The organism is Campylobacter concisus (assembly GCF_902460705.1).
Lineage (GTDB): Bacteria > Campylobacterota > Campylobacteria > Campylobacterales > Campylobacteraceae > Campylobacter_A > Campylobacter_A concisus_Z.
The window spans coordinates 16,481-36,650 of record NZ_CABPUP010000006.1; the positions used below are offsets into that span (position 1 = coordinate 16,481).

Sequence of the window (20,170 nt, forward strand, 5' to 3'; positions counted from 1 at the left end):
TTTAAAATAATGTGGCAATGATAATATAAATTTAGATTTAAAGCAAAATGGTGTAAAATCAATCACTTTTTAAAAATATGGAAATTTATATGATCAAAAAGCTAAAAGATATCGCTGAACTCATCGTTTTTAAGCACTCTGTTTTTGCTTTGCCGTTTATTTTTGTTGCGATGATAGTTGCGAGTAAGATAGAAAATGGCTCAGCTTGGTTTGGTTTTAAATTGCTTATTTTAGGCACACTTTGTGCTGTTAGTGCTAGAAATTTTGCAATGGCATTTAATAGATACCAAGACGAGGACATCGACAAGCTAAATCCTCGCACTGCAAGCCGTCCGAGCGTTGATGGACGCATTGGCAAGAGCAATATGCAGCTTTTCATTGTAGCAAATGCGCTTATCTTTATCATCTGTGCCTATTTTGTAAATTCGCTCGCATTTTGGCTAAGCTTTCCTATCCTTGCCGTGCTTGGCGGATACTCGCTTTTTAAGCGCTTTAGCGAGCTAGCGCACCTAGTGCTAGGCCTTAGTCTTGGACTTGCTCCTATTGCTGGCGTGGTCGCAGTAAGCGCTGCTATACCGCTTTGGAGCGTACTACTTTGCCTTGGTGTGACATTTTGGGTGGCTGGATTTGACCTGCTTTATTCGCTTCAAGATATGAAATTTGACCAAGAAAACAAGCTCTTTAGCATACCAGCCATTTATGGCGACAAGGCTACGCTATTTTTATCAGCCATTTTTCACGCCTTAGCTTTTATACTCTGGCTACTTTTTGCTTGGGCGGCTGGGCTTGGAGCGATGGCATTTTTTGGAATTTTAGTAAGTGGCGTGATATTATTTTTCGAGCATAGGATCGTAAGGCGCGACTTTAGCAAGATAGATCAGGCATTTTTCACACTAAATGGCTACTTAGGAATTTTATTTTTTATCTTTGTTTGGATCAGCGTATTATGAGCGAAGTAAGGCTTTTTAAAGCGCCTCTTAGCATGGTTTATGAGCGTGATAGCTCAGGGGACGAGAAATTTTTAAGAGAATTTAACTCTATATTGCCAGGCGATGAAGATGCGCTTGGAGCGTGGCTAAAGCGAGCAAAATCACGCGGCGAGACTAAAGAGAGCGATCAAGTTTTACTGACTCTTTTGATAGAACTTCACAGAAAAGTAGATGCGCTAAGTGATTATATTAAAAACGAACATAAGCAGTATTTGCCACTAAATGAGAGTGCAAGTATCGATGAAATCGGCTTTGCGCATATAAAAATAAGCGAAGAAAAATTTCAAAAAGATGAAATTTACTACGCAAGGATTGCTATGCCTATCTTTCCAAAGAGAAATTTAAGCCTTTATCTAAAGGCTATTGATGGAAAGCTTGCAAAGATAGAAAACATGCATGAAGAAGACGAAGCCGACTGGAATGCTTATGTGACGGCTAGGGAACGTGTAATGATAAGAGAAATGAGAGCGAACTCGTAGAAGGAAAAATATGGAAATTTATATCTTTTTAGGCTTTGGAATCGTTTTAGCGATAATAGTTGCTTTGTTTTTTATAAAAGATAATGAGACAAATAAGAAATTTGCGAGATTTGAACGAGCGATAGAAAGTGTTATGCAAGAAAATTTCAATCTAAAAAAGCAAATTTCAATGCTTGAGGGCGAGGCGTTTAAAAATAGCGAACAATATGAGCCTCTAAAAAAACAGATAAAAGAAAATATTGATTTACAAATAAATGAGAAAATTGTGCCAATAATTCGTGCGATTAAGAGCATTGAGCGAGTAATTGATGATTTTGCAACAGAGCAAAAAGATAGGATAGTTAGTCTTGAAGAGCGAACAAGAGATATTAATAAAATCGCACCAAGCGTCATCAATGAAGAAGAGCAAATTTTAAAAATGTTTAAAGATGGCAAAAGCGCAGCCATGATCGCTAAAGATCTTCACGTGGGTATGGGGCGAGTTGAATTTGTGCTTAAATTTCATAAATTAGCCTAAATTTGGGCTAATTTTAAAAGACAAAACTACTCTTAAACTACAAAAATTAGCTTAAATTTTTATTTTGATTTAAATCTTTTAACATATAATTGAAAAAATTATAAAAAGCTCTAACCAAGCTTAAGAAGGTGCTTTATGCTAATCGATAAATATGGTCGGGTTGTTGATTATTTAAGGATTTCTGTAACTCAGCGTTGCAACTTTAGGTGTAGGTATTGTATGCCTACAACGCCATTTAGCTGGACGCCAAGGGAGAATTTATTAACCTTTGAAGAGCTATTTTTATTTGTAAAAGTGGCTATCGATGAAGGTATAAAAAAGATAAGAATTACTGGTGGCGAACCGCTTGTACGTAAGGATTTGGACGTTTTTATAAAGATGATAAGTGATTATAATCCAGACATCGATCTAGCACTTACTACAAATGGCTATATGCTTTCACACTTTGCCAAAAGGTTAAAAGACGCTGGACTAAAACGCATAAATATGTCACTTGATACACTAAATGAGCAAAAGGCTAAATTTATCGCACAAAAAAGCGTTTTACACGAAGTTTTAGCTGGCTTTGAAGCAGCTCATGATGCTGGATTAAAGGTAAAAATAAACACTGTCGCACTAAAAGGCGTAAATGATGATGAGCTTATAAATTTGCTAGAGTTTGCTAAATTTAGAGATTCTCAGATCAGATTTATTGAGTATATGGAAAATTCACACGCTAAAGATGATCTAAAAGGGCTAAGTAGCGATGAAATTTTAAAAATTATCTCACAAAAATATAATGTTACAAAAGATGGAAAACTACCAAATGCGCCTGCGTCTATTTATAGACTTGATGATGGTTATAAATTTGGCATCATAGATCCGCATAAGCACGACTTTTGCGAGAGTTGCAACCGTATCAGGCTAAGTGCTGAGGGACTTTTGATACCTTGCCTTTACTTTGAAGAAGCTCTTAGTATCAAAAAAGCAGTTGAAAAGGGTGATATCGTAGCTGCAAGTGAAATCTTAAGACAAGTGCTAGCAAACAAGCCAAAAGAGAACAAATGGGCGATAGGTGCTAGCAATGAAACCTCTTCGCGTGCCTTTTATCAAACTGGTGGTTGATGAGCAAAGAGCTAGAGCTAGTTGAGGCGTTTTTAAGCATCCAAGGCGAGGGGGCTTACCAAGGCAGACTCGCCATATTTTTACGCTTTTTAGGCTGCAACTTAAACTGCTCTGGCTTTGGCGTGCAAACAAAGTCTTTAAAAACTGGTGAAAGCCTACTAGGATGTGATAGTATAAGGGCTGTTTTTAAAGGGCATTTTAATTATAAAATTTACAGTGTAGATGAAATTTTAGGCTTAGTTGATAACCTATGTAAAGGCTTAATACAAAAACCGATCATTGTTTTGACTGGTGGTGAGCCGCTCATCTGGCATGAAAATGAAAATTTTATAAATTTGGTAAAGAAATTGCTTGAAGATTATGAAGTGCATTTTGAGACAAATGGCACGATTTTAGTTGATTTTGCTAAATATGAAATTTATAAAAACTGCCATTTTGCACTTGGAGTAAAGCTCGCAAATAGCGGAGTTAACGAGCAAAAACGCATAAATTTAGACGCTATTTTAGCTATTAAAAATAATGCAAGAAGTAGCTTTTTAAAATTTGTCCTCTCGCGCTTTGACAAAAGCGAGTTGGACGAGATTATAAATATAAAAAATCAAGTTGATTTGCCAGTTTGGTGCATGGCAATAGGGGCGAATAAAGCTGAGCTAAACGAAAATGCTTTAAAAACAGCAGAATTTGCCATAAAGTATGGATTTAACTACTCAGAGCGTATCCACATTAGGCTTTGGGGCGATAAAGAAGGTGTTTGATGATTATTAGAAAGCTTTTTAGATTTGAAAATGCACATATTGTGAGATTTTGTAGCTCAAAGCGTTGTAGGACTAGTATCCACGGACACAGCTATGTGGCAGAAATTTTACTTAGCTCAAATTTTCTTGATAACGCCGGCATGGTTTATGATTTTGGCTTAATGAAGCAAAATATAAAAATGATTATTGATAGTTTTGATCACGCTACGACAATATTTTCAGGCGATAATGATGAATATAAAAATGATCTAAAAAAGCACTCGGCAAGATGGATCGAGATCCCGCTAAATCCAAGTGCAGAGCAGTTTTGCCGTATATTTTTTGTTATGATAGAGCGACTACTTGAGCTTAGTGTGATGAATAACGGTGAGCGTGAAGTGAAGCTTCATAGTATTATCGTGCATGAGACTGATACAGGCTATGCGCAGTGCTTTAAAGAGGACGCCATAAATGCGCAAATGGGCAAGATAAGGCTAGATGAGATCAAATTTTCAGATGCTATCATAGAAGAGTGGGAAGATAAAAATTTATTCGAGAAGATGAAAAATAGGTTAAAAATAGAAATTCCAAAGGACGTTTGATGAAAAAAATTATAACTTCTTTTTTATTTATAACTGGCCTATTTGTGGGTTGTGGAGATAAAGATGAGGCTAAAAACGATATTAGCGAGCCAGTGCCTAGTGATGTGACCATAGCTCAACCAGACGCAAATGTCACAATCGATGAACAACTCCCACCTGAGCCAGTCGTTGAAGAGAACGAGCCTTCTAAAGAGAAGAAATGAACGAACATCTCTCCTTGCTTTTTGCATACACTTTGCCTTTTCATGTGATATTTTTTTATGCACTAGTTGCCTGTAATATACTTTATTTAATACTTACTCAGTTTAGCAGCAATAGCAAAAACTATGTGCTTCGTATAAGATATTTTTTACCGATTTATCATATGCTACTTAGTTTTCTTGTGCTAACCGGACTTATTTTATGGGCGTATTATGGATATGAGTTTAAATTTAATGCCATAAAAATGTTAATTATCTTAATAATTTTAATCGCACTTAGTGCCATAGGTTTTAAAAGGCTAAAAATTTATGCAGCTAATGGCGACTTAGAAAAATTTAAAAAATTTGCCCTTATTAAGGGATTTTGTGATCTTGTTTTAGTTGTAGTTGCAGGGATTTAGATGAAATTTTTATATGATAAAAATGCAGGTAATGAAAGCTTAAAGATAGTAAATGAAGCTTTTTTGCACCTAAAAGCTAGAAGAATGCAAGCTGGTGAGCGAATAAGTGTTAGAAATTTACGAGACTTTAAAGAGTATATTTATGAAATTGATGAGATTGATAGGCGAAGTGCGAGTTTAAGTCTTGTCTTTGCCAGCTCAAATGGTGAGCAAAAATTCGACTTTACAATCGCTTGGGCTATCGTCGATCCAAAGACGATCGAAAAGGCATTGCCATTTTTAAACGAACTTGGCGTTGGTAAAATAGCTTTTGTCTATACTAAATTTTCTCAAGCAAATTTTAAGATAGATATTGAAAGGCTAAACTACATAAATGCTCTCTCTTGCGAGCAGTGCGGACGAACTTCATTAATGGAGTTTGAAATTTATAAAAATTTGGACGAGCTAATGAGTGTTTATAAAAATGTCTCAGCTATAAATTTTGGTGGTAAAAGCTTAAATGAGAAAAAAGATGATGGGCTTTTAATAATCGGTCCAGAGGGTGGATTTAGCGAGGATGAGATGGCTAAATTTAAAAATAGCTACTGCTTAAATACTAAAAACACCTTAAGATCGCAGACTGCGGTTATCTCAGTGGCCGCAAAATTCCTGACTTAATTTATTTGATTTTTAGATTTCTTTTTATATAATCAGCAACTTTTAATGTAGATAATTAGCCCAAAAATAATAAAGGAAAAATGATGAAAAAAGATATCCATCCAGAATACGTAGATTGCACTGTAACTTGTGCTTGCGGAAACACTTTTAAAACAAAGTCAAACAAAAGCGAGATCAGAATTGATATTTGCGACAAGTGCCACCCATTTTTCACAGGCAGCGAAAAGATAGTTGACAGTGCTGGCCGTGTTGAGAAATTTAAGAAAAAATACGCTCAAAAATAAGCCTTGCTCTACTTTATTCCTACTCCAATAGGAAATTTAGAAGATATCTCGCTTCGTGCGATCAAAATTTTGCGTGAATGCGAGATAGCTATCTGCGAAGATACAAGAGTTTGCAAAAGCCTTGTAAATCTACTAAACGAACGCTTTGACGCAAGTATAAATATCTCAAAATTTATTTCACTTCACACTCATAATGAAGATGACTTTTTCACAAATTTAAGTGATGATTTTTTTAGTAAAAATGTAGCCTACATGAGCGATGCTGGCATGCCAGGTATCAGCGATCCAGGTGTTAGCCTAGTAAGATATGCTCAAAAAAATAACATTGAATATGAAATTTTAAGCGGAGCAAATGCCGCACTTTTAAGTGTGGTTGCAAGTGGACTTTGTGATAAGGAATTTGTCTTTTTAGGATTTTTGCCGAATACTGGTAGAGATAGGTCTTTGGCTATCCAAAATGCTCTAAATTTGGCCTATCCAGTTGTGATCTATGAAAGTCCAAAACGCATACTAGGCTTAGTACAAAGTATCGCAAATCTAGAACCTGAGAGAGAAATTTTTGCCATAAAAGAGGCTACGAAAAAATTTGAAACCAAATTTAAGGAAAAAGCTAAAAATTTAGTAAAAACTTTAGAAAAGGCTAATTTAAACGGTGAGTGGGCAGTGGTCATCTCAAAAAGTGACAAAACAGCCACTCAAAATATCACAAAAGATGAGATACTTTCGCTTGATCTTGCCCCAAAAGTAAAAGCAAAATTGCTTAACAAAATAACTGGAGAAGATGTAAAAAAGATATATGATGAGCTTACAAAAGCTTAAATTATAGGCTACAAAAATACTAAGTGAAACTAAAACGAAAGTGTAAAATTTACTCTAGTTACATACAAAAATAAGTTAAATTTTAATTGACTTTAGCTACCATAAGTTACCATGATAATATACGGAAAACAACTATTTTTACATATTTTGAACAAGCGACCACAGATATTAGAAGAGATATATCTCTCAAAAGAGTGTGACAAAAAACTCTTCTCTAAAATTTGTGGCACAGGCAAAAAAATTATTCGCGTGGATAATCAAAAAGCACAGTCTTTAGCTCGTGGTGGGAATCATCAAGGTTTTTTAGCAAATGTTAGTGAGTTTGAATTTTCAGACATTGCTGAGCTTAAAAAGCTAAATTTTATCGCCATTCTTTACGGCATAAGTGATGTTGGCAATATCGGTGCTATCACTAGAAGTGCCTATGCTCTAGGCTGCGAAGGCCTTGTGATAGTGGCAAAAAGTATAAATATGCAAGGCGTTTTAAGATCAAGTAGTGGTGCTGCTTATGAGATACCAATAGCGATTTTTGAAGACGGACTTAGTTTGCTAAATGAACTAAAGCAATTTGGTTTTAAAATTTATGCAACAGCAAGTAATGGCAAAAACGTAAAAGAGATGAAGTTTGCCGGCAAGAGAGCTTTGGTGATGGGCTCAGAGGGCGAAGGCATACCGCAAAAGGCTCTAGCGAAGTGTGATGAGTGTATTGGTATAAAGTTAAAAGATGGCTGGGACTCCTTAAATGTAAGTGCAGCTTTTGCAATAATTTGTGACAGGATGATAGATGAATGAATTAGAGAATTTAAAAGAGATAGGCATAAAGGAAATTTCACGTAAAACGCACATTGAGCCTACATTTTTACAATATATTTTTGATAAAAATTTTGAAAAATTATCACGTTTAAATATTAGAGGCTATGCCAAAATTTTACAACGTGAATATAATGTTGATTTGAGCGAGTTGCTAGCTGAATATGATGCCTTTATGCAAGAAAACACTCCAGACGAGAGTCACAAAACTAAAGTTACTCCAAAAATTTCTTCTTACACTCCAAAAGATATTACCATACAAAAACAAAGCGGTAGTAGCGGTGCTGGATTTTTATTTTGGCTCATCATTTTAGCTATTATCGCTGGTGGGGCATATCATTTTGATGCTTACAAATATATCGAGAATTTTTTATCGTTTTTAAATGACGAGAATAAAAGCGTGAGCTATTCGCAGTCAAGTATAGTAAATGAGGTGAAGAAAAATATCATTGATACAAATATCACCATCTCTCAAAATAGCCCTAAAATAGAAGCAAACATATCAAGCGTAAAAATTTCAGCTCCAGTTGAGCAAAATGTGACAACAAGTCCTGTAAACATGGAGCAAAACGCTGTGAAGCCAAGTATGGCGGCTCAGCCAGCCCCTAAGATAGAGCAAAACATTACAAAGCCGCTAAATGAGGCGGTCATTACACCAAAACAACGCGTCTGGATAGGTATCATTAATCTTGAAAATGGTCAAAAAGTATCAAACGATACAAGCAAAAGCATAAATATAAATTTAGACCAAAGGCAGCTCGTAGTTTGTGGAAATGGCAACATTGAGCTAAAGATCGGCGATAAGGTAACAAAATATAATCCAAGTCGTCCAGCTAGATTTTTAGTGGAAAATGGAGAGATGAAATTTGTGAGCTATGATGAGTTTGTAGAACTTAATAAGGGCAAATCTTGGTAAGAAAAATAGCGATTTTTACCGCTTTTAGTGTATTTGCCTATGCTTTTAGCTTACAAACTAGTGCAAGTGCTTTAAGCAATGTTGAAAATGTGCAAATTTCTTTAGAAAATTTAGACCAAAATGGCTCACTCAATGTCAATGAGCTAGTATCAAGATTAAAACAAAACTCAAGTTACGATAGCATTTCATTTGGTTCAAATAGTTTGAATTTAAAATTCACAAGTGAGCAAAAAGTTCCTTCTACATTATTTGTAAAATCAATAAATTCGACTCTGGATGATGCCAACATAAGTATCTCAAGGATAAATTCTCTAAAAAATGGAGATCAAATTTCTTATGGAATTTCAGCCATAAAAAATGGTGGAATAGATCCAAATTTATTAAGCTTAGCACTTAGTCAAAGCGGTTTTAAAATTTTAGGATTTGATAGAGTTGATGGGAATTTAGAGATATTTTTAGATGCTCAGAATATGATCCTTAAGGCTGCAAAGGTAAATTTTGACGAAGAGACACCACTTTTAAAAAGCGGTGGTACTTATTTTGTTGATGTTGAGGGTGCAAGTAGTCTGGATATCGCATCAAAAGAGTCAAATAGATGGATGCCGCTTGTTAGAATTTATGATAAAAATTTAAATCAGATTGACTCTATAAAAGAGGAGCAAGCAAAAACCGCCGTTTCTATAAATTTAGCAATAGGCGCAAAATACGCATTAATTAGCGATAATGTTGATATAAATAATATAAAAAATGAGATAATTATCAAGCTTATAAAATAGGAGCAAGCAGTGTTTGATGAGATAAGATTTAATACAATTGAGCGTTTGCCAAACTACGTTTTTGCCGAAGTAAATGCAATAAAAATGGCAGCACGAAGAGCTGGAGAGGACATCATCGACTTTTCTATGGGTAATCCTGAGGGCAGAACGCCACAGCACATTGTCGATAAACTATGTGAAAGCGCGCAAAAGGATAAAACTCACGGCTACTCAGCCAGTGCTGGAATTTATAAGCTTCGCCTTGCCATTTGCAACTGGTACAAAAGAAAATATGGCGTAAATTTAGACCCAGACACTGAAGCAGTCGCCACGATGGGTAGCAAAGAGGGTTTTGTTCACTTAGCTCAAGCTGTGATAAACCCAGGCGATGTGGCTATCGTGCCTGACCCTGCTTATCCGATACACACGCAAGCGTTTTTATTTGCTGGCGGAAGTGTCGCAAAGATGCCACTTCACTATAATGATAAATTTGAGCTAGATGAGAATAAATTTTTTGAAAATTTGATCCAGACTATACACGCAAGTTCACCAAAGCCAAAATACGTAGTCGTAAATTTCCCTCACAATCCAACGACCGTGACAGTGCAAAAGAGCTTTTACGAGCGCCTTGTAAGTATTGCAAAACAAGAGAGATTTTACGTTATCTCTGACATCGCCTACGCTGATCTTACATTTGATGGCTACAAAACGCCAAGTATCTTTGAGGTTGATGGTGCAAAAGACGTTGCAGTCGAGTGCTACACACTTTCAAAAAGCTACAATATGGCTGGCTGGAGAGTTGGCTTTATGTGTGGAAATAAAAGACTTTGCGCAGCACTTAAAAAGATAAAATCATGGGTTGATTATGGCATGTTTACGCCGATCCAGGTGGCTGCCACAGTCGCACTTGACGGCAATCAAAGCTGCGTTGAAGAGATACGCCAAATTTATGAAAAAAGAAGAGATGTGATGATAGAGGCCTTTGTTCAGGCTGGTTGGGAGCTTAAAAAGCCAAGCTCAAGTATGTTTATCTGGGCGAAACTTCCGCCAAAGGTTAGTCATCTGGGCAGCCTTGAGTTTTCAAAGCAGCTTCTTACAAAAGCATCGGTTGCCGTTAGCCCGGGTATTGGTTTTGGCGAGGGCGGAAACGACTATGTGCGTCTAGCTCTTATCGAAAATGAAAATAGGATAAGACAAGCAGCAAGAAATATAAAAAAATATTTGAAAGAATTTGAATGAATGTAGCGATATTAGGCGTTGGAACCGTTGGCGAGTCAGTTGCTAAAATTTTACTAAAAAATAAAAAGCTAATCGCAGCAAGAAGTGGCGAGGAGATAGTGCCAGTCATCGGAGTGGTCAGAAATTTAAATAAAAAAAGAGACGTTGGCATCCCTTTGACTGACGATATAAATAGCGTTATAAATCGCGATGATATTGACGTTTTTGTCGAACTTATGGGCGGTGTTGAAGAGCCTTTTAGAGTTGTGAGTGAAATTTTAAAGCGAAAAAAAGCAGTCGTGACCGCAAACAAAGCACTCCTTGCCTATCATAGATATGCTTTGCAAAATTTAGCCAAAAACACGCCATTTGGCTTTGAAGCGAGCGTGGCTGGTGGCATACCGATCATTAGAGCTTTAAGGGAAGGCTTAAGCGCAAACCACATCGTTAGTATAAATGGCATACTAAACGGAACTAGTAACTTTATCCTAACCTCGATGATGGACGAGGGCTCAAATTTTAAAGACGCACTTAAAAAGGCGCAAGAGCTCGGATACGCTGAGGCTGATCCTACTTTTGACGTGGGAGGCTTTGATACGGCTCATAAGCTACTTATCTTAGCAAGCATAGCATACGGTGTGCATGGCGATCCAGAGGATATTTTGATCGAAGGTATTCAAAATATCACACCTGAAGATATATTTTTCGCAAAAGATTTCGAATACTCAATAAAACTTCTAGCAATTGCTAAGAAAAGTGAGGGTAAAATCGAGCTACGTGTGCATCCAGCGCTAGTGCCACAAAATAAAATGATAGCAAAGGCAAGTGGCGTAACAAATGCGATCAGTGTCGTTGGCGAGGTTGTTGGCGAGACGATGTATTATGGCCCTGGAGCTGGTGGCGATGCAACGGCAAGCGCGGTAATCAGCGATCTTATCGACATCGCAAGAGATAGTAAGTCGCCGATGCTAGGATATAAAGCGCCGTTTGAATTAAATACGCTTGAACTACTTGACCGCGATAGGATAAAGACAAAGTATTACTTTAGGTTAAAAGTCGAAGATAAAATGGGTGTGCTAGCAAAGATTACAAATTTAATGAGTGAAAATAACTTGTCGATCGATAGCATACTTCAAAAACCAAAAGATGAGAGCGAATTTGCGGTATTGTTTTTTACGACACATACGAGTCTTGAGGCTGATGTAAGAAGGACAATTGAAATTTTAAAAGAGCAAGAGTATATAAAAGAAGAGCCATTTATGATGAGGATCGAGGAGTAGCTTGGGGTTAAAAGAGTATCTCTTCGGTAAAAACTCAGAAGATAGGGCGTGTGAATTTTTACAAAAGCTTGGTTTTATCATTTTAGAGAGAAATTTTCACTCTAAATTTGGTGAGATCGACATTATCGCGCTAAGCAGTGATAAAATTTTACACTTTATAGAGGTAAAAGCAACTAGTAGAGAATATGAAGCAGAGTATAGACTAAATAATGCAAAATATATAAAAATCTTAAAAACTATAAATTTTTATATGATGAAAAATGAGCCAAATAGAGATTTTCAAGTCGATTTACTCGTCATAAAAAATGAAAATTTAGAGCTGATAGAAAATATTAGTTTATAATAAAATTTATTATTTAGATAAAATTTAAATTTAATTTGTATAATTGCCACATTTTAAAAATAAGGAGAAAAAATGGGAAAATACATCGAACTTACAAAAGAAAATTTTGATGTTACAAAAGAAGGCGTTGCTTTAGTGGACTTTTGGGCTCCATGGTGCGGACCTTGCCGTATGCTAGCTCCAGTGATCGAAGAGCTTGCTGAAGACTTTGACGGCAAAGCAAAAATTTGCAAGGTAAATACTGATGAAGTGCAAGATCTTGCAGTTGAGTTTGGCATCAGATCGATCCCAACATTGCTATTTTTCAAAAATGGCGAGCTAGTTGAGCAAATGGTCGGTGCACAGTCAAAACAAGCCTTAACTGACAAACTAAATTCGCTTCTTTAATGAGCGAAAAAAGAAGAGGAAGCCTACTTCCTCTTACATATATATTTGGTTCATTTTTTGGTGCAGCTATGATAGCAGCTGCATTTGCGTATAGCAACTATCGTTTTTCACAATATAAATTTGTTGATTTTGCGAAGCTAGTTTTTTACGAAAAAAGCGAAATTTTCACTCCAAAAGAGCCAAAATACACGCTTTTAATCTTCAGCTCAAATCAATCAAAATTAGACGAAATTTTACCAATCAAAAATGAAACAGTTGTGGCAATCGATATCTTTCAAAAAAGATATGAGTCAAACTCAACACTAAAATATATAAGCTCAGATATAAATACAGTTTTAGAGCTCATGCGAAATTTAAGCATTACAAAGCTACCTAGCAGTGTTGAGATAGTTCATCAAAGGGGCGAAATTTATAAACAAAATTCGTCCATAAATGTTTTAGAATAAAGGAAAATTATGCTTGATTTAGCGATCATCGGAGGCGGTCCAGCTGGACTAAGCGCCGGACTTTACGCCACTAGAGGCGGATTAAAAAATGTTGTAATGTTTGAAAAAGGCGAGCCTGGCGGCCAGATCACCTCTAGCTCAGAGATAGAAAACTACCCAGGCCAAAAAGCCCCTGGCGAGAGTGGCTTTGACTTTATGAGTACTTGGTGGAAGCAGTGCAGCGCATTTGGGCTAGTTCATAAATGGGCAAACGTTGTTGGCGTTAGAAAAAATAGCGACGGCAGCTTTGAAATTTTACTTGAAGGCGGCAAGAGCGAGCAGGCAAAAGCTGTCATCGTAGCGACTGGCTCAACACCAAGACGTGCTGGCTTTAAGGGTGAAGATGAGTTCTTTGGCAAAGGTGTTAGTACATGCGCAACATGCGATGGCTTTTTTTACAAAAACAAAGAAGTGGCTGTTCTTGGCGGTGGTGACACAGCTGTTGAAGAGGCGCTTTATCTAGCAAATATCTGCTCAAAAGTCTATTTAATCCATAGACGTGACGAATTTAGAGCGGCGCCAACTACAGTTGAAAAAGCTAGAAAAAATGAAAAGATCGAATTTATAACAAGTGCGACGATAAAAGAGGCGCTTGGCGATAAAATGGGCCTAACAAAGATTGTGCTTGATACCAAAAATGGTGAGCGCGTGCTTGATGTGCCGGGAATTTTTACCTTTGTTGGATTAAATGTAAATAATGAAATTTTAAAAGATGAAAACGGCAAATTTATCTGCGATATGGTCGATGGTGGACAGGTTAAGACAAACCTTAAGATGCAAACCAGCCTGAATGGGCTCTTTGTAGCAGGTGATATCAGAGAGGACGCTCCAAAACAAGTGGTCGTAGCAGCAGGTGATGGCGCAGTAGCAGCACTTAGCGCTATGAGCTACATAGAAAGCTTGCATTAATACTCAAATTTAGCCAAATTTTTGGCTAAATTTCTCTTCTTTTTTCTATTAAAATTTTGATTTTATACGCATTTTTAAAGCCTATTTGTAATCTATCTATAATAAATTTTATGTTAAATTTCAACCAAAAATCAAAGGATAAATTTTGGTAAAAATAGGCCTTTATGGTGCTAGTGGAAAGATGGCTCAAAGTATTATCTCTTGCTTAAGAGATGAGAAAAATGCACTTTTAAGTGTCGCTTTTAGCCAAAAAAATCAGGTTGAAAATTTAAGTAACGAACTTTTGACAAATGACTTTGCTAAATTTTTTGAAGCATGCGATGTGATAATCGACTTTAGCCAAAAAGAGGCTACAGTAGCACTGCTAAACTACGCTAGAACTAATCCAAAACCACTAGTTATCGGTACGACCGGGTTAAATGACGAAGATAAAAACTTACTCCATTTAGCATCTGGAGCTATGCCTATTCTTTACGCAACAAATATGAGTTTGGGCGTAGCTGTACTAAACCGCCTTGCAAGGATCGCTTCAAAAACATTAAGAGAATTTGACATAGAGATAGTAGAGCAACACCATAGGCACAAAAAGGACGCTCCAAGCGGCACAGCAATGACCTTAGCTGGTTGCGTGGCTGAGGCTAGGGATCTAAATTTAAAAGATGTTTTAGTCACTGGTAGAGCTGGCATGGTGGGCGAAAGAAGCAAGGACGAGATCGCAGTCATGGCGCTTCGTGGTGGCGATGTAGTCGGTCGCCATACGGTTGGCTTTTATAATGACGGCGAATTTATTGAGCTAAATCACACCGCAACGAGTAGGGCAACCTTTTCAAAAGGTGCGATCAGGGCTGCCATTTGGCTAAAAGATCAAAATAGTAGCCTTTACTCGATAGACGATAGTTTAGGGCTTGATGATTAAATTTGAGCTTGATGATATAGAAAGCTATAAGCTAGAATTTGGTGATAAATTCTACCTACCGGAGCGTGAAAAGCGTCAAAATTTAAGAGCTGGCGATATAGTAAAGCTTATATTTAGATTTGAAGATGATGAGTTTGCTCAGGTTGAGCGCATGTGGGTGGTTGTTAGCGAGACAAATAACGGCGAATTTATCGGCATTTTAGACAATGAACCATTTACAAAAGGCTGTTTAAATGCTGGCGATGAGATCAAGTTTAACTACAAAAATGTTCTTGAAATTTACAAAGATGATGAAAACTAAAGGAAAAAAATGTGTGCAATAGTTGGTATTATAAATTCTAAAGATGCAGCAAAGACTGCCTATTATGCGTTATTTTCTATGCAGCATCGCGGCCAAGAGGCAAGTGGTATTAGCGTTTGTGATGACGGAGAAATTTCTACTCACAAGGGTAATGGCCTAGTTACAGAGGTCTTTAATGAAGAAATTTTAAGATCGCTAAAAGGCGATATGGCTATTGGTCACAACCGATATGCAACGGCTGGTAAAAACTCAGGTCGTGATGCCCAGCCAATAGCCGCTAACTACTCTTTGGGACAAATTTCAATCGTCCATAATGGAAATTTGGTAAATAAAGATGAGGTTAGAGATGAGCTTATTAAAGATGGCGCGATATTTCAGACAAATATGGATACTGAAAATATCATCCATCTAATCGCAAGAAACCATAGCAAACACTTGCAGGACCGTATTATCGCGGCACTTGATAAGATAAAAGGCGCTTATTGTCTGCTTATCCAATCACGCCATAAAACCTTTGCCATAAGAGATCGCTGGGGTGTTAGGCCACTAAGTCTTGGCAAGCTAAAAGATGGTGGATATATCGTAGCTAGCGAGACTTGCGCTTTTGATCTTGTGGGGGCTAGCTTTATAAGAGATATTAGACCTGGTGAGATGATAGTCTTTGAACATGGAAAAAGTGAGTTTCAAAGCATTCAAATTTATGAGCCAGATCCTAGAATATGCGCATTTGAATATATCTATTTTGCTCGCCCAGATAGCGTGATAGAAGGTAAAAGCGTCTATGAAGTTAGAAAAAAAATGGGTGAAGTACTAGCTAAAAAGAGCAAAATTAAAGCAGATTTCGTCGTACCTGTACCAGATAGCGGAGTACCAGCAGCGCTTGGGTACGCAAATGAGAGCAAAATCCCATTTGAGCTAGCTATCACTAGAAACCACTATGTGGGTAGAACCTTCATCGAGCCAAGCCAAGAGATGAGGAATTTAAAAGTCAAGCTAAAACTTAACCCGATGTCATCGGTTCTAAAAGGTAAAAGTATCGTTGTTATCGACGATAGTATCGTTCGCGGTACTACTTCAAAAAAGGTGGTTGATCTTTTAAGACATGCGGGCGCTAAAGAGATTCATTTTAGAGTCGCTTGTCCTGAGCTTAAATACCCTGAGCGATATGGTATCGATACGCCAAGCTTTGAAGAGTTAATAAGCTCTAAAAAAAATGCAGAAGAAGTAAGAGAATATATCGGTGCAGATAGCTTAGAATTTTTAAGCATAGATGAACTTAAAGAAAGTATCGGCAATGAGCGAAAATATTCGCTTGTAAGCTTTGATGGTGACTATTTCATAAAGTGAAAAATTTAGCCATTTTTTTGCTTGTTGCAATATTTTTTAGTGGTTGCTCACAAAAGAGTCCAAGCAAAAAAGATGAAATTTCTATTTACGTAAGCTACTATGAGATAAATGGCACAAAACAGCAGCTACAAATAAAAACTGCTCAAAATTTTACAGAACAAAATACTAGTGTGCCATTTTTTGGTATAGTAAATTTTTTAGCAGAAGATAAGATTTTAAATGCTTATTCGCTTGCAAAGGGTACTATAAATGTACTTGAAGTAAATAACAACTCTATAAATTTAAATAAATCAAGAGATATATTAGCTTTAAAAAAAGCTAATGAGATAAAATTTTATGAGATAAGGCCTGATGTGCTTGAGAGTGTTAAATTTAGCTCACAAAATAGTGTTTGTGGTGATTTTTTGTTACAAAAGCCAGTGTATGTAAATGTAGCAACAAACTACTATTTAAGAGATGATAGCTTTTTTGCAAGCATTATAGAAGCAAATTTCTTTTATAAAAAAGGTGCAAAGATATTAAAAAAAGGGTTTGCTTACAATATAGCTGAGACTAAAATCCTAGAAGAAGCAAAAGAATTTACACAAAAGACAAAGCAGCTCTTTTTAAATGACCTACAAAAATTAGGCAGACTACTTGACATACTTTGTACTTTTTAAATCTTTAACTTAAAAATTAGTATTCATTGCAGATACTTAAAAGATAAAATTTACTCTAAAATCAAACTAAGACTTAGAATTTATCCTATAAAATTTATAAAAATTTGCTTTAACTTGATTAGTAGCAATTTAGTTTTGTGATATTCATGCCATTTTTAAAGTAAGGCGGATATGGCATATATACGGTAAATGGTGTGCTTTTTTGCTTTGGTAAATTTTTGGCTACATCAAATTTATATTCAACTGTATTTGGCCTCTCATCCTTATCTGTGCCAAGAACCCATGAGAAAAATGAAAGCCCACTTGGCTTAAAAAATGCTTCACCGCCAAGGTCATTTTTATTTAGCGGTTGATTGATTAGTTTGACTGTCAGTGTGCAGTTGCTAATTGTAAATTTACCAATATTTCTCACTTGTCCCTTAAAGACAATACTTTCATTTCGCAAAATTCGCTCACTTTTTACATTTTCGAGCATACCTTTTTTTGTATATTTATCAAGTACCAGCATTAAAAATATTGCAAGAGTGGTTGAAACTAGAATATTTGTAAAAAATAGTGATAAAAATAGCTTTCGCTCAGCTCTAAGCGACAACACAAGAAATAAAATAGAAAGTAGTGCGATCGCAAAAAGTACGATGATATGAACGATGGTAAAATACGTAGAACTCATCAAAAACACTCCACTTTTTTAGAGATATTGTAGTCTATAAATGCGAAATCATTGACAAATTCTTTAACCTCAATGTTTTGCTTTGGCAAAAATTCCTCATTTAAGATGATTCTTTTTCTAGCAAATGGATTAAGTGAGTTAAAAAAATCTTTCGTATTTTGCCTTGAGCTTAGATAGAAGTCAAGCTCGATTTTGCAGATACTAAGTGCATTATTTGAATTATTTGTAATATTAAAATCAACCATTAGCGCATCGACATATTGAAGCTGTTTGGTGGTTATTTTGCTTATGCTAACTGGTCTTAAATTTTCATTTATATATTTGTTTGCGTAGTAATTACCTACAAAAAGTCCGAAAAAACCAGCTAGAATAAATAAAAATCCTATCTGCCACCATGACTTTATCGCGATAAAAATTCCTAAAAGAACAATTAGTATAAATGCTAAAAATATCCAGCCATAGGTTAGAAAATCAATGAGCTTTGCATTTTGCAATACAAAAAGCAAGTTGTGCTTAATGCTATTTAACATCTCGCGATCTTTTCTCTTCAATGCCGCTCATGCCAAAACGCCTTGCAAGTTCGTTTTTTACAGCATCTGGATGGATATTATGGGCTGAAAGTGCTACAAGTGCATGAAAGCAAAGATCGGCTGCTTCATAGATCAGATCATCTTTTGCTTTTTGCTCATCTTGTTTTGAACTTTCTGCGAAGCTAAGATCTTTTGCGGCCATTATAAATTCGCCAGTCTCTTCGCCAACTTTCTTTAAAATTTGATTTTCACCCTTTTTAAAAAGACTTGCCACATATGAAGTCTCAGGGTTGGCATTTAGCTTTCTATCTTCTATCACATGGTAAAGCTCGTCAAACACACCATAATTTGGTTTTTTGACTTCAACTTTTGTATCTAAAATTTTGCCGTCATGTAAATTTATCTCATTAAAAAAGCACGACCTTGCTCCGGTGTGACAAGCAGCGCCTCCGTTTTGAATCACTTTTAAAAGCAAAGTATCGTTATCGCAGTCTAAAAAAGCAGCCTTTATCTCCTGAGTGTTGCCACTTTCTTCGCCTTTTTTCCAAATTCTATTTTTAGTGCGTGAAAAATAGTGAGCGTAACGGCTAGATAGACTTAAATCTAATGCTTCTTCGTTCATGTAAGCAAGCATTAAAACTTCATTTGTGGCATGATCGCAAACCACTACTGGAAGCAATCCACCAACTTTTTGCCAGTCTATACTTTTTGTTACGCTATTCATTTTTATCTCTCGCTTACTGAGCTAGCTCTTGCTTTATCTTTTGCGTCCAGCCAGATGTTTGGCACAGCACCGCCCGGTGTTAAGAAAATTTTAGCATCTTTGTTTTCTTTTAGAGCTTCGTTAAAATTGTTTTGCGTCTCGATCTGCTTTAAATTTAGTAGATTTTGATCGACACTTTTTGCAACCTCTTTGTTTGCATACGCAGTTGCGTCAGCCTCGATTTTAATGGCATCAGCCTTACCTTTTGCTTCAATGATAGCAGCTTTAGCGGTACCTTCTGCAAGTGCAGCTTGTTTTAAGGCTTCTTGATTTGCTCTTTCTACTTCGTATTTTGTTCTTTCAGCTTCTTGTTTTGCGATTTGGACGCGCTCGATCTGCTCTTTTACCTTTGAAGGCAAGATGATCTCACGAAGCTGCACTGTTAAAAGCTCAACTGGCTTATTTGGCTGAGAGTCGATGTCTTTTCTTATGCCATCATCGATTTGTCTTGCTAGATCGTTTCTCTTTGTTGGAAGCTCTTCTGCTGTATATTTACCAGCGATACTACGAACCACGTCACGAACGACAGGATCAACTATCTTGCTCTCCCAGCTAAGACCCCAAGAGGCAATAGTTTGAGGGGCGTTTTCTGGATTTAAACGGTATTGCACAGTAATATCAATGCTAACTGGTAAATTTCTAGCATCAAGCACTGAAATAGAATTTTTACGTAAAATTCCAGCACCAACGCCTTGATATGATTTTTGCATTGATTCGCCCATATCCTCGCCAGAAGTATAGTTTATGATCCTAACTCTAGTGTCCACGATGATGATATCTTGGATAAAAGGTAAAAAGAAGTGAAAGCCTGGTTGCAAAGGATTTGGCTCATATTTACCTGCTGTAGACTTGATGCCAACTTCACCTGAGTGAATCACTTTAAATGGCTGAGTGATAGCAAAAATAGCAATAATTGCAATTACAATGTAGGCAAGTGCTCCAAATTTACCAAAACCACTTGGTAAATTTGGCATTTTAAAGTCCTTTTTGAAAGGCGGCTCTTTGTCGCTATTTTGACTTGAGCCTCTGTTGTCATTACCTGGCTTTTTTTTATTGAAATAATCGTTTAAATCAGCGGGCATTTCGTTCCTTTAA

The 20,170-nt window shown here is 36.5% G+C and carries 28 protein-coding genes; 24 read left to right on the top strand and 4 right to left on the bottom strand.

Annotated features, from left to right (window positions below; genetic code table 11):
• Positions 1–89: 89 nt before the first annotated feature.
• The 24 genes from mqnP to F3G75_RS08520 all read left to right on the top strand — a co-directional run bounded on the left by mqnP (position 90) and on the right by F3G75_RS08520 (position 17,112).
• Positions 90–950 (top strand): menaquinone biosynthesis prenyltransferase MqnP, encoded by an 861-nt coding sequence (gene mqnP, locus F3G75_RS08405; protein WP_410470373.1) that lies wholly within the window; start codon positions 90–92, stop codon positions 948–950.
• Positions 947–1,468 carry a hypothetical protein gene (locus tag F3G75_RS08410; protein ID WP_149717234.1) on the top strand — a complete coding sequence of 174 codons (522 nt, stop codon included), beginning with the start codon at positions 947–949 and terminating at the stop codon, positions 1,466–1,468. The genes mqnP and F3G75_RS08410 overlap by 4 nt, the downstream gene beginning before the upstream one ends.
• Positions 1,469–1,478: 10 nt before the next feature.
• Positions 1,479–1,985, top strand: a complete 507-nt coding sequence (locus tag F3G75_RS08415; RefSeq protein ID WP_149717235.1) for a DUF6115 domain-containing protein — start codon at positions 1,479–1,481, stop codon at positions 1,983–1,985.
• A 135-nt stretch (positions 1,986–2,120) separates the two neighbouring features.
• Complete coding sequence (gene moaA, locus F3G75_RS08420; RefSeq protein WP_072593973.1) at positions 2,121–3,089, top strand: GTP 3',8-cyclase MoaA; 969 nt, start codon at positions 2,121–2,123, stop codon at positions 3,087–3,089.
• Entirely contained in the window at positions 3,089–3,844 is a 756-nt protein-coding gene (locus F3G75_RS08425; RefSeq protein ID WP_149717236.1) for a 7-carboxy-7-deazaguanine synthase QueE, read from the top strand. Before moaA ends, F3G75_RS08425 begins: the two co-directional genes overlap by 1 nt.
• A complete protein-coding gene (locus tag F3G75_RS08430) occupies positions 3,844–4,425 on the top strand; it encodes a 6-pyruvoyl trahydropterin synthase family protein (RefSeq protein ID WP_149717237.1) in 582 nt (193 codons plus the stop codon). The genes F3G75_RS08425 and F3G75_RS08430 overlap by 1 nt, the downstream gene beginning before the upstream one ends.
• Entirely contained in the window at positions 4,425–4,628 is a 204-nt protein-coding gene (locus F3G75_RS08435) for a hypothetical protein (RefSeq protein ID WP_103592769.1), read from the top strand. The genes F3G75_RS08430 and F3G75_RS08435 overlap by 1 nt, the downstream gene beginning before the upstream one ends.
• Positions 4,625–5,026 (top strand): hypothetical protein, encoded by a 402-nt coding sequence (locus tag F3G75_RS08440; RefSeq protein WP_103579756.1) that lies wholly within the window; start codon positions 4,625–4,627, stop codon positions 5,024–5,026. Before F3G75_RS08435 ends, F3G75_RS08440 begins: the two co-directional genes overlap by 4 nt.
• Complete coding sequence (locus F3G75_RS08445) at positions 5,027–5,683, top strand: 16S rRNA (uracil(1498)-N(3))-methyltransferase (RefSeq protein WP_103579755.1); 657 nt, start codon at positions 5,027–5,029, stop codon at positions 5,681–5,683.
• Positions 5,684–5,766: 83 nt separating this feature from the next.
• Positions 5,767–5,967 (top strand): 50S ribosomal protein L31, encoded by a 201-nt coding sequence (gene rpmE, locus F3G75_RS08450; RefSeq protein WP_002942443.1) that lies wholly within the window; start codon positions 5,767–5,769, stop codon positions 5,965–5,967.
• Positions 5,968–5,970: 3 nt separating this feature from the next.
• The gene (rsmI, locus tag F3G75_RS08455) at positions 5,971–6,786 is read left to right on the top strand and encodes a 16S rRNA (cytidine(1402)-2'-O)-methyltransferase (RefSeq protein WP_103579754.1); all 816 of its coding nucleotides are present in this window, start codon (positions 5,971–5,973) and stop codon (positions 6,784–6,786) included.
• 111 nt (positions 6,787–6,897) lie between these two features.
• Positions 6,898–7,578: a 23S rRNA (guanosine(2251)-2'-O)-methyltransferase RlmB gene (gene rlmB, locus F3G75_RS08460; RefSeq protein ID WP_103579753.1), complete on the top strand. Its 681-nt coding sequence runs from the start codon at positions 6,898–6,900 to the stop codon at positions 7,576–7,578.
• Positions 7,571–8,512, top strand: a complete 942-nt coding sequence (locus F3G75_RS08465) for a phosphatidylglycerophosphate synthase (protein ID WP_103579752.1) — start codon at positions 7,571–7,573, stop codon at positions 8,510–8,512. Before rlmB ends, F3G75_RS08465 begins: the two co-directional genes overlap by 8 nt.
• Positions 8,506–9,288 carry a hypothetical protein gene (locus F3G75_RS08470; RefSeq protein WP_103579751.1) on the top strand — a complete coding sequence of 261 codons (783 nt, stop codon included), beginning with the start codon at positions 8,506–8,508 and terminating at the stop codon, positions 9,286–9,288. Before F3G75_RS08465 ends, F3G75_RS08470 begins: the two co-directional genes overlap by 7 nt.
• A gap of 9 nt (positions 9,289–9,297) precedes the next feature.
• Entirely contained in the window at positions 9,298–10,506 is a 1,209-nt protein-coding gene (locus F3G75_RS08475) for an LL-diaminopimelate aminotransferase (RefSeq protein WP_149717238.1), read from the top strand.
• Positions 10,503–11,765 (top strand): homoserine dehydrogenase, encoded by a 1,263-nt coding sequence (locus tag F3G75_RS08480; RefSeq protein WP_149717239.1) that lies wholly within the window; start codon positions 10,503–10,505, stop codon positions 11,763–11,765. Before F3G75_RS08475 ends, F3G75_RS08480 begins: the two co-directional genes overlap by 4 nt.
• A 1-nt stretch (position 11,766) precedes the next feature.
• Positions 11,767–12,108, top strand: a complete 342-nt coding sequence (locus F3G75_RS08485) for a YraN family protein (protein WP_149717240.1) — start codon at positions 11,767–11,769, stop codon at positions 12,106–12,108.
• A gap of 72 nt (positions 12,109–12,180) precedes the next feature.
• Positions 12,181–12,495 (top strand): thioredoxin, encoded by a 315-nt coding sequence (gene trxA, locus F3G75_RS08490; RefSeq protein ID WP_012001054.1) that lies wholly within the window; start codon positions 12,181–12,183, stop codon positions 12,493–12,495.
• Entirely contained in the window at positions 12,495–12,941 is a 447-nt protein-coding gene (locus F3G75_RS08495) for a hypothetical protein (RefSeq protein WP_149717241.1), read from the top strand. The genes trxA and F3G75_RS08495 overlap by 1 nt, the downstream gene beginning before the upstream one ends.
• Positions 12,942–12,950: 9 nt before the next feature.
• On the top strand, positions 12,951–13,889 hold the full coding sequence (locus tag F3G75_RS08500; RefSeq protein ID WP_149717242.1) for an NAD(P)/FAD-dependent oxidoreductase: 939 nt from the start codon (positions 12,951–12,953) through the stop codon (positions 13,887–13,889).
• Positions 13,890–14,034: 145 nt separating this feature from the next.
• Positions 14,035–14,805, top strand: a complete 771-nt coding sequence (gene dapB, locus F3G75_RS08505; RefSeq protein WP_149717243.1) for a 4-hydroxy-tetrahydrodipicolinate reductase — start codon at positions 14,035–14,037, stop codon at positions 14,803–14,805.
• On the top strand, positions 14,798–15,106 hold the full coding sequence (locus F3G75_RS08510) for a DUF2314 domain-containing protein (RefSeq protein WP_149717244.1): 309 nt from the start codon (positions 14,798–14,800) through the stop codon (positions 15,104–15,106). Before dapB ends, F3G75_RS08510 begins: the two co-directional genes overlap by 8 nt.
• A gap of 9 nt (positions 15,107–15,115) precedes the next feature.
• Positions 15,116–16,453 carry an amidophosphoribosyltransferase gene (purF, locus tag F3G75_RS08515; RefSeq protein WP_107792843.1) on the top strand — a complete coding sequence of 446 codons (1,338 nt, stop codon included), beginning with the start codon at positions 15,116–15,118 and terminating at the stop codon, positions 16,451–16,453.
• 17 nt (positions 16,454–16,470) lie between these two features.
• Positions 16,471–17,112, top strand: a complete 642-nt coding sequence (locus F3G75_RS08520; protein ID WP_223154458.1) for a DUF8095 domain-containing protein — start codon at positions 16,471–16,473, stop codon at positions 17,110–17,112.
• 118 nt (positions 17,113–17,230) lie between these two features.
• On the opposite strand, the gene F3G75_RS08525 is transcribed toward F3G75_RS08520, so the two are convergent.
• From F3G75_RS08525 to F3G75_RS08540, 4 genes are read right to left on the bottom strand one after another with little or no spacing between them, the layout of a single operon-like run.
• Positions 17,231–17,782 (bottom strand): DUF2393 family protein, encoded by a 552-nt coding sequence (locus F3G75_RS08525; protein ID WP_149717315.1) that lies wholly within the window; start codon positions 17,780–17,782, stop codon positions 17,231–17,233.
• The gene (locus tag F3G75_RS08530; RefSeq protein WP_149717316.1) at positions 17,782–18,312 is read right to left on the bottom strand and encodes a DUF2393 family protein; all 531 of its coding nucleotides are present in this window, start codon (positions 18,310–18,312) and stop codon (positions 17,782–17,784) included. Before F3G75_RS08530 ends, F3G75_RS08525 begins: the two co-directional genes overlap by 1 nt.
• On the bottom strand, positions 18,302–19,036 hold the full coding sequence (gene hisIE / locus F3G75_RS08535; RefSeq protein WP_149717246.1) for a bifunctional phosphoribosyl-AMP cyclohydrolase/phosphoribosyl-ATP diphosphatase HisIE: 735 nt from the start codon (positions 19,034–19,036) through the stop codon (positions 18,302–18,304). The genes F3G75_RS08530 and hisIE overlap by 11 nt, the downstream gene beginning before the upstream one ends.
• A gap of 2 nt (positions 19,037–19,038) precedes the next feature.
• Positions 19,039–20,157, bottom strand: a complete 1,119-nt coding sequence (locus F3G75_RS08540; protein WP_149717247.1) for a prohibitin family protein — start codon at positions 20,155–20,157, stop codon at positions 19,039–19,041.
• Positions 20,158–20,170: the final 13 nt, after the last annotated feature.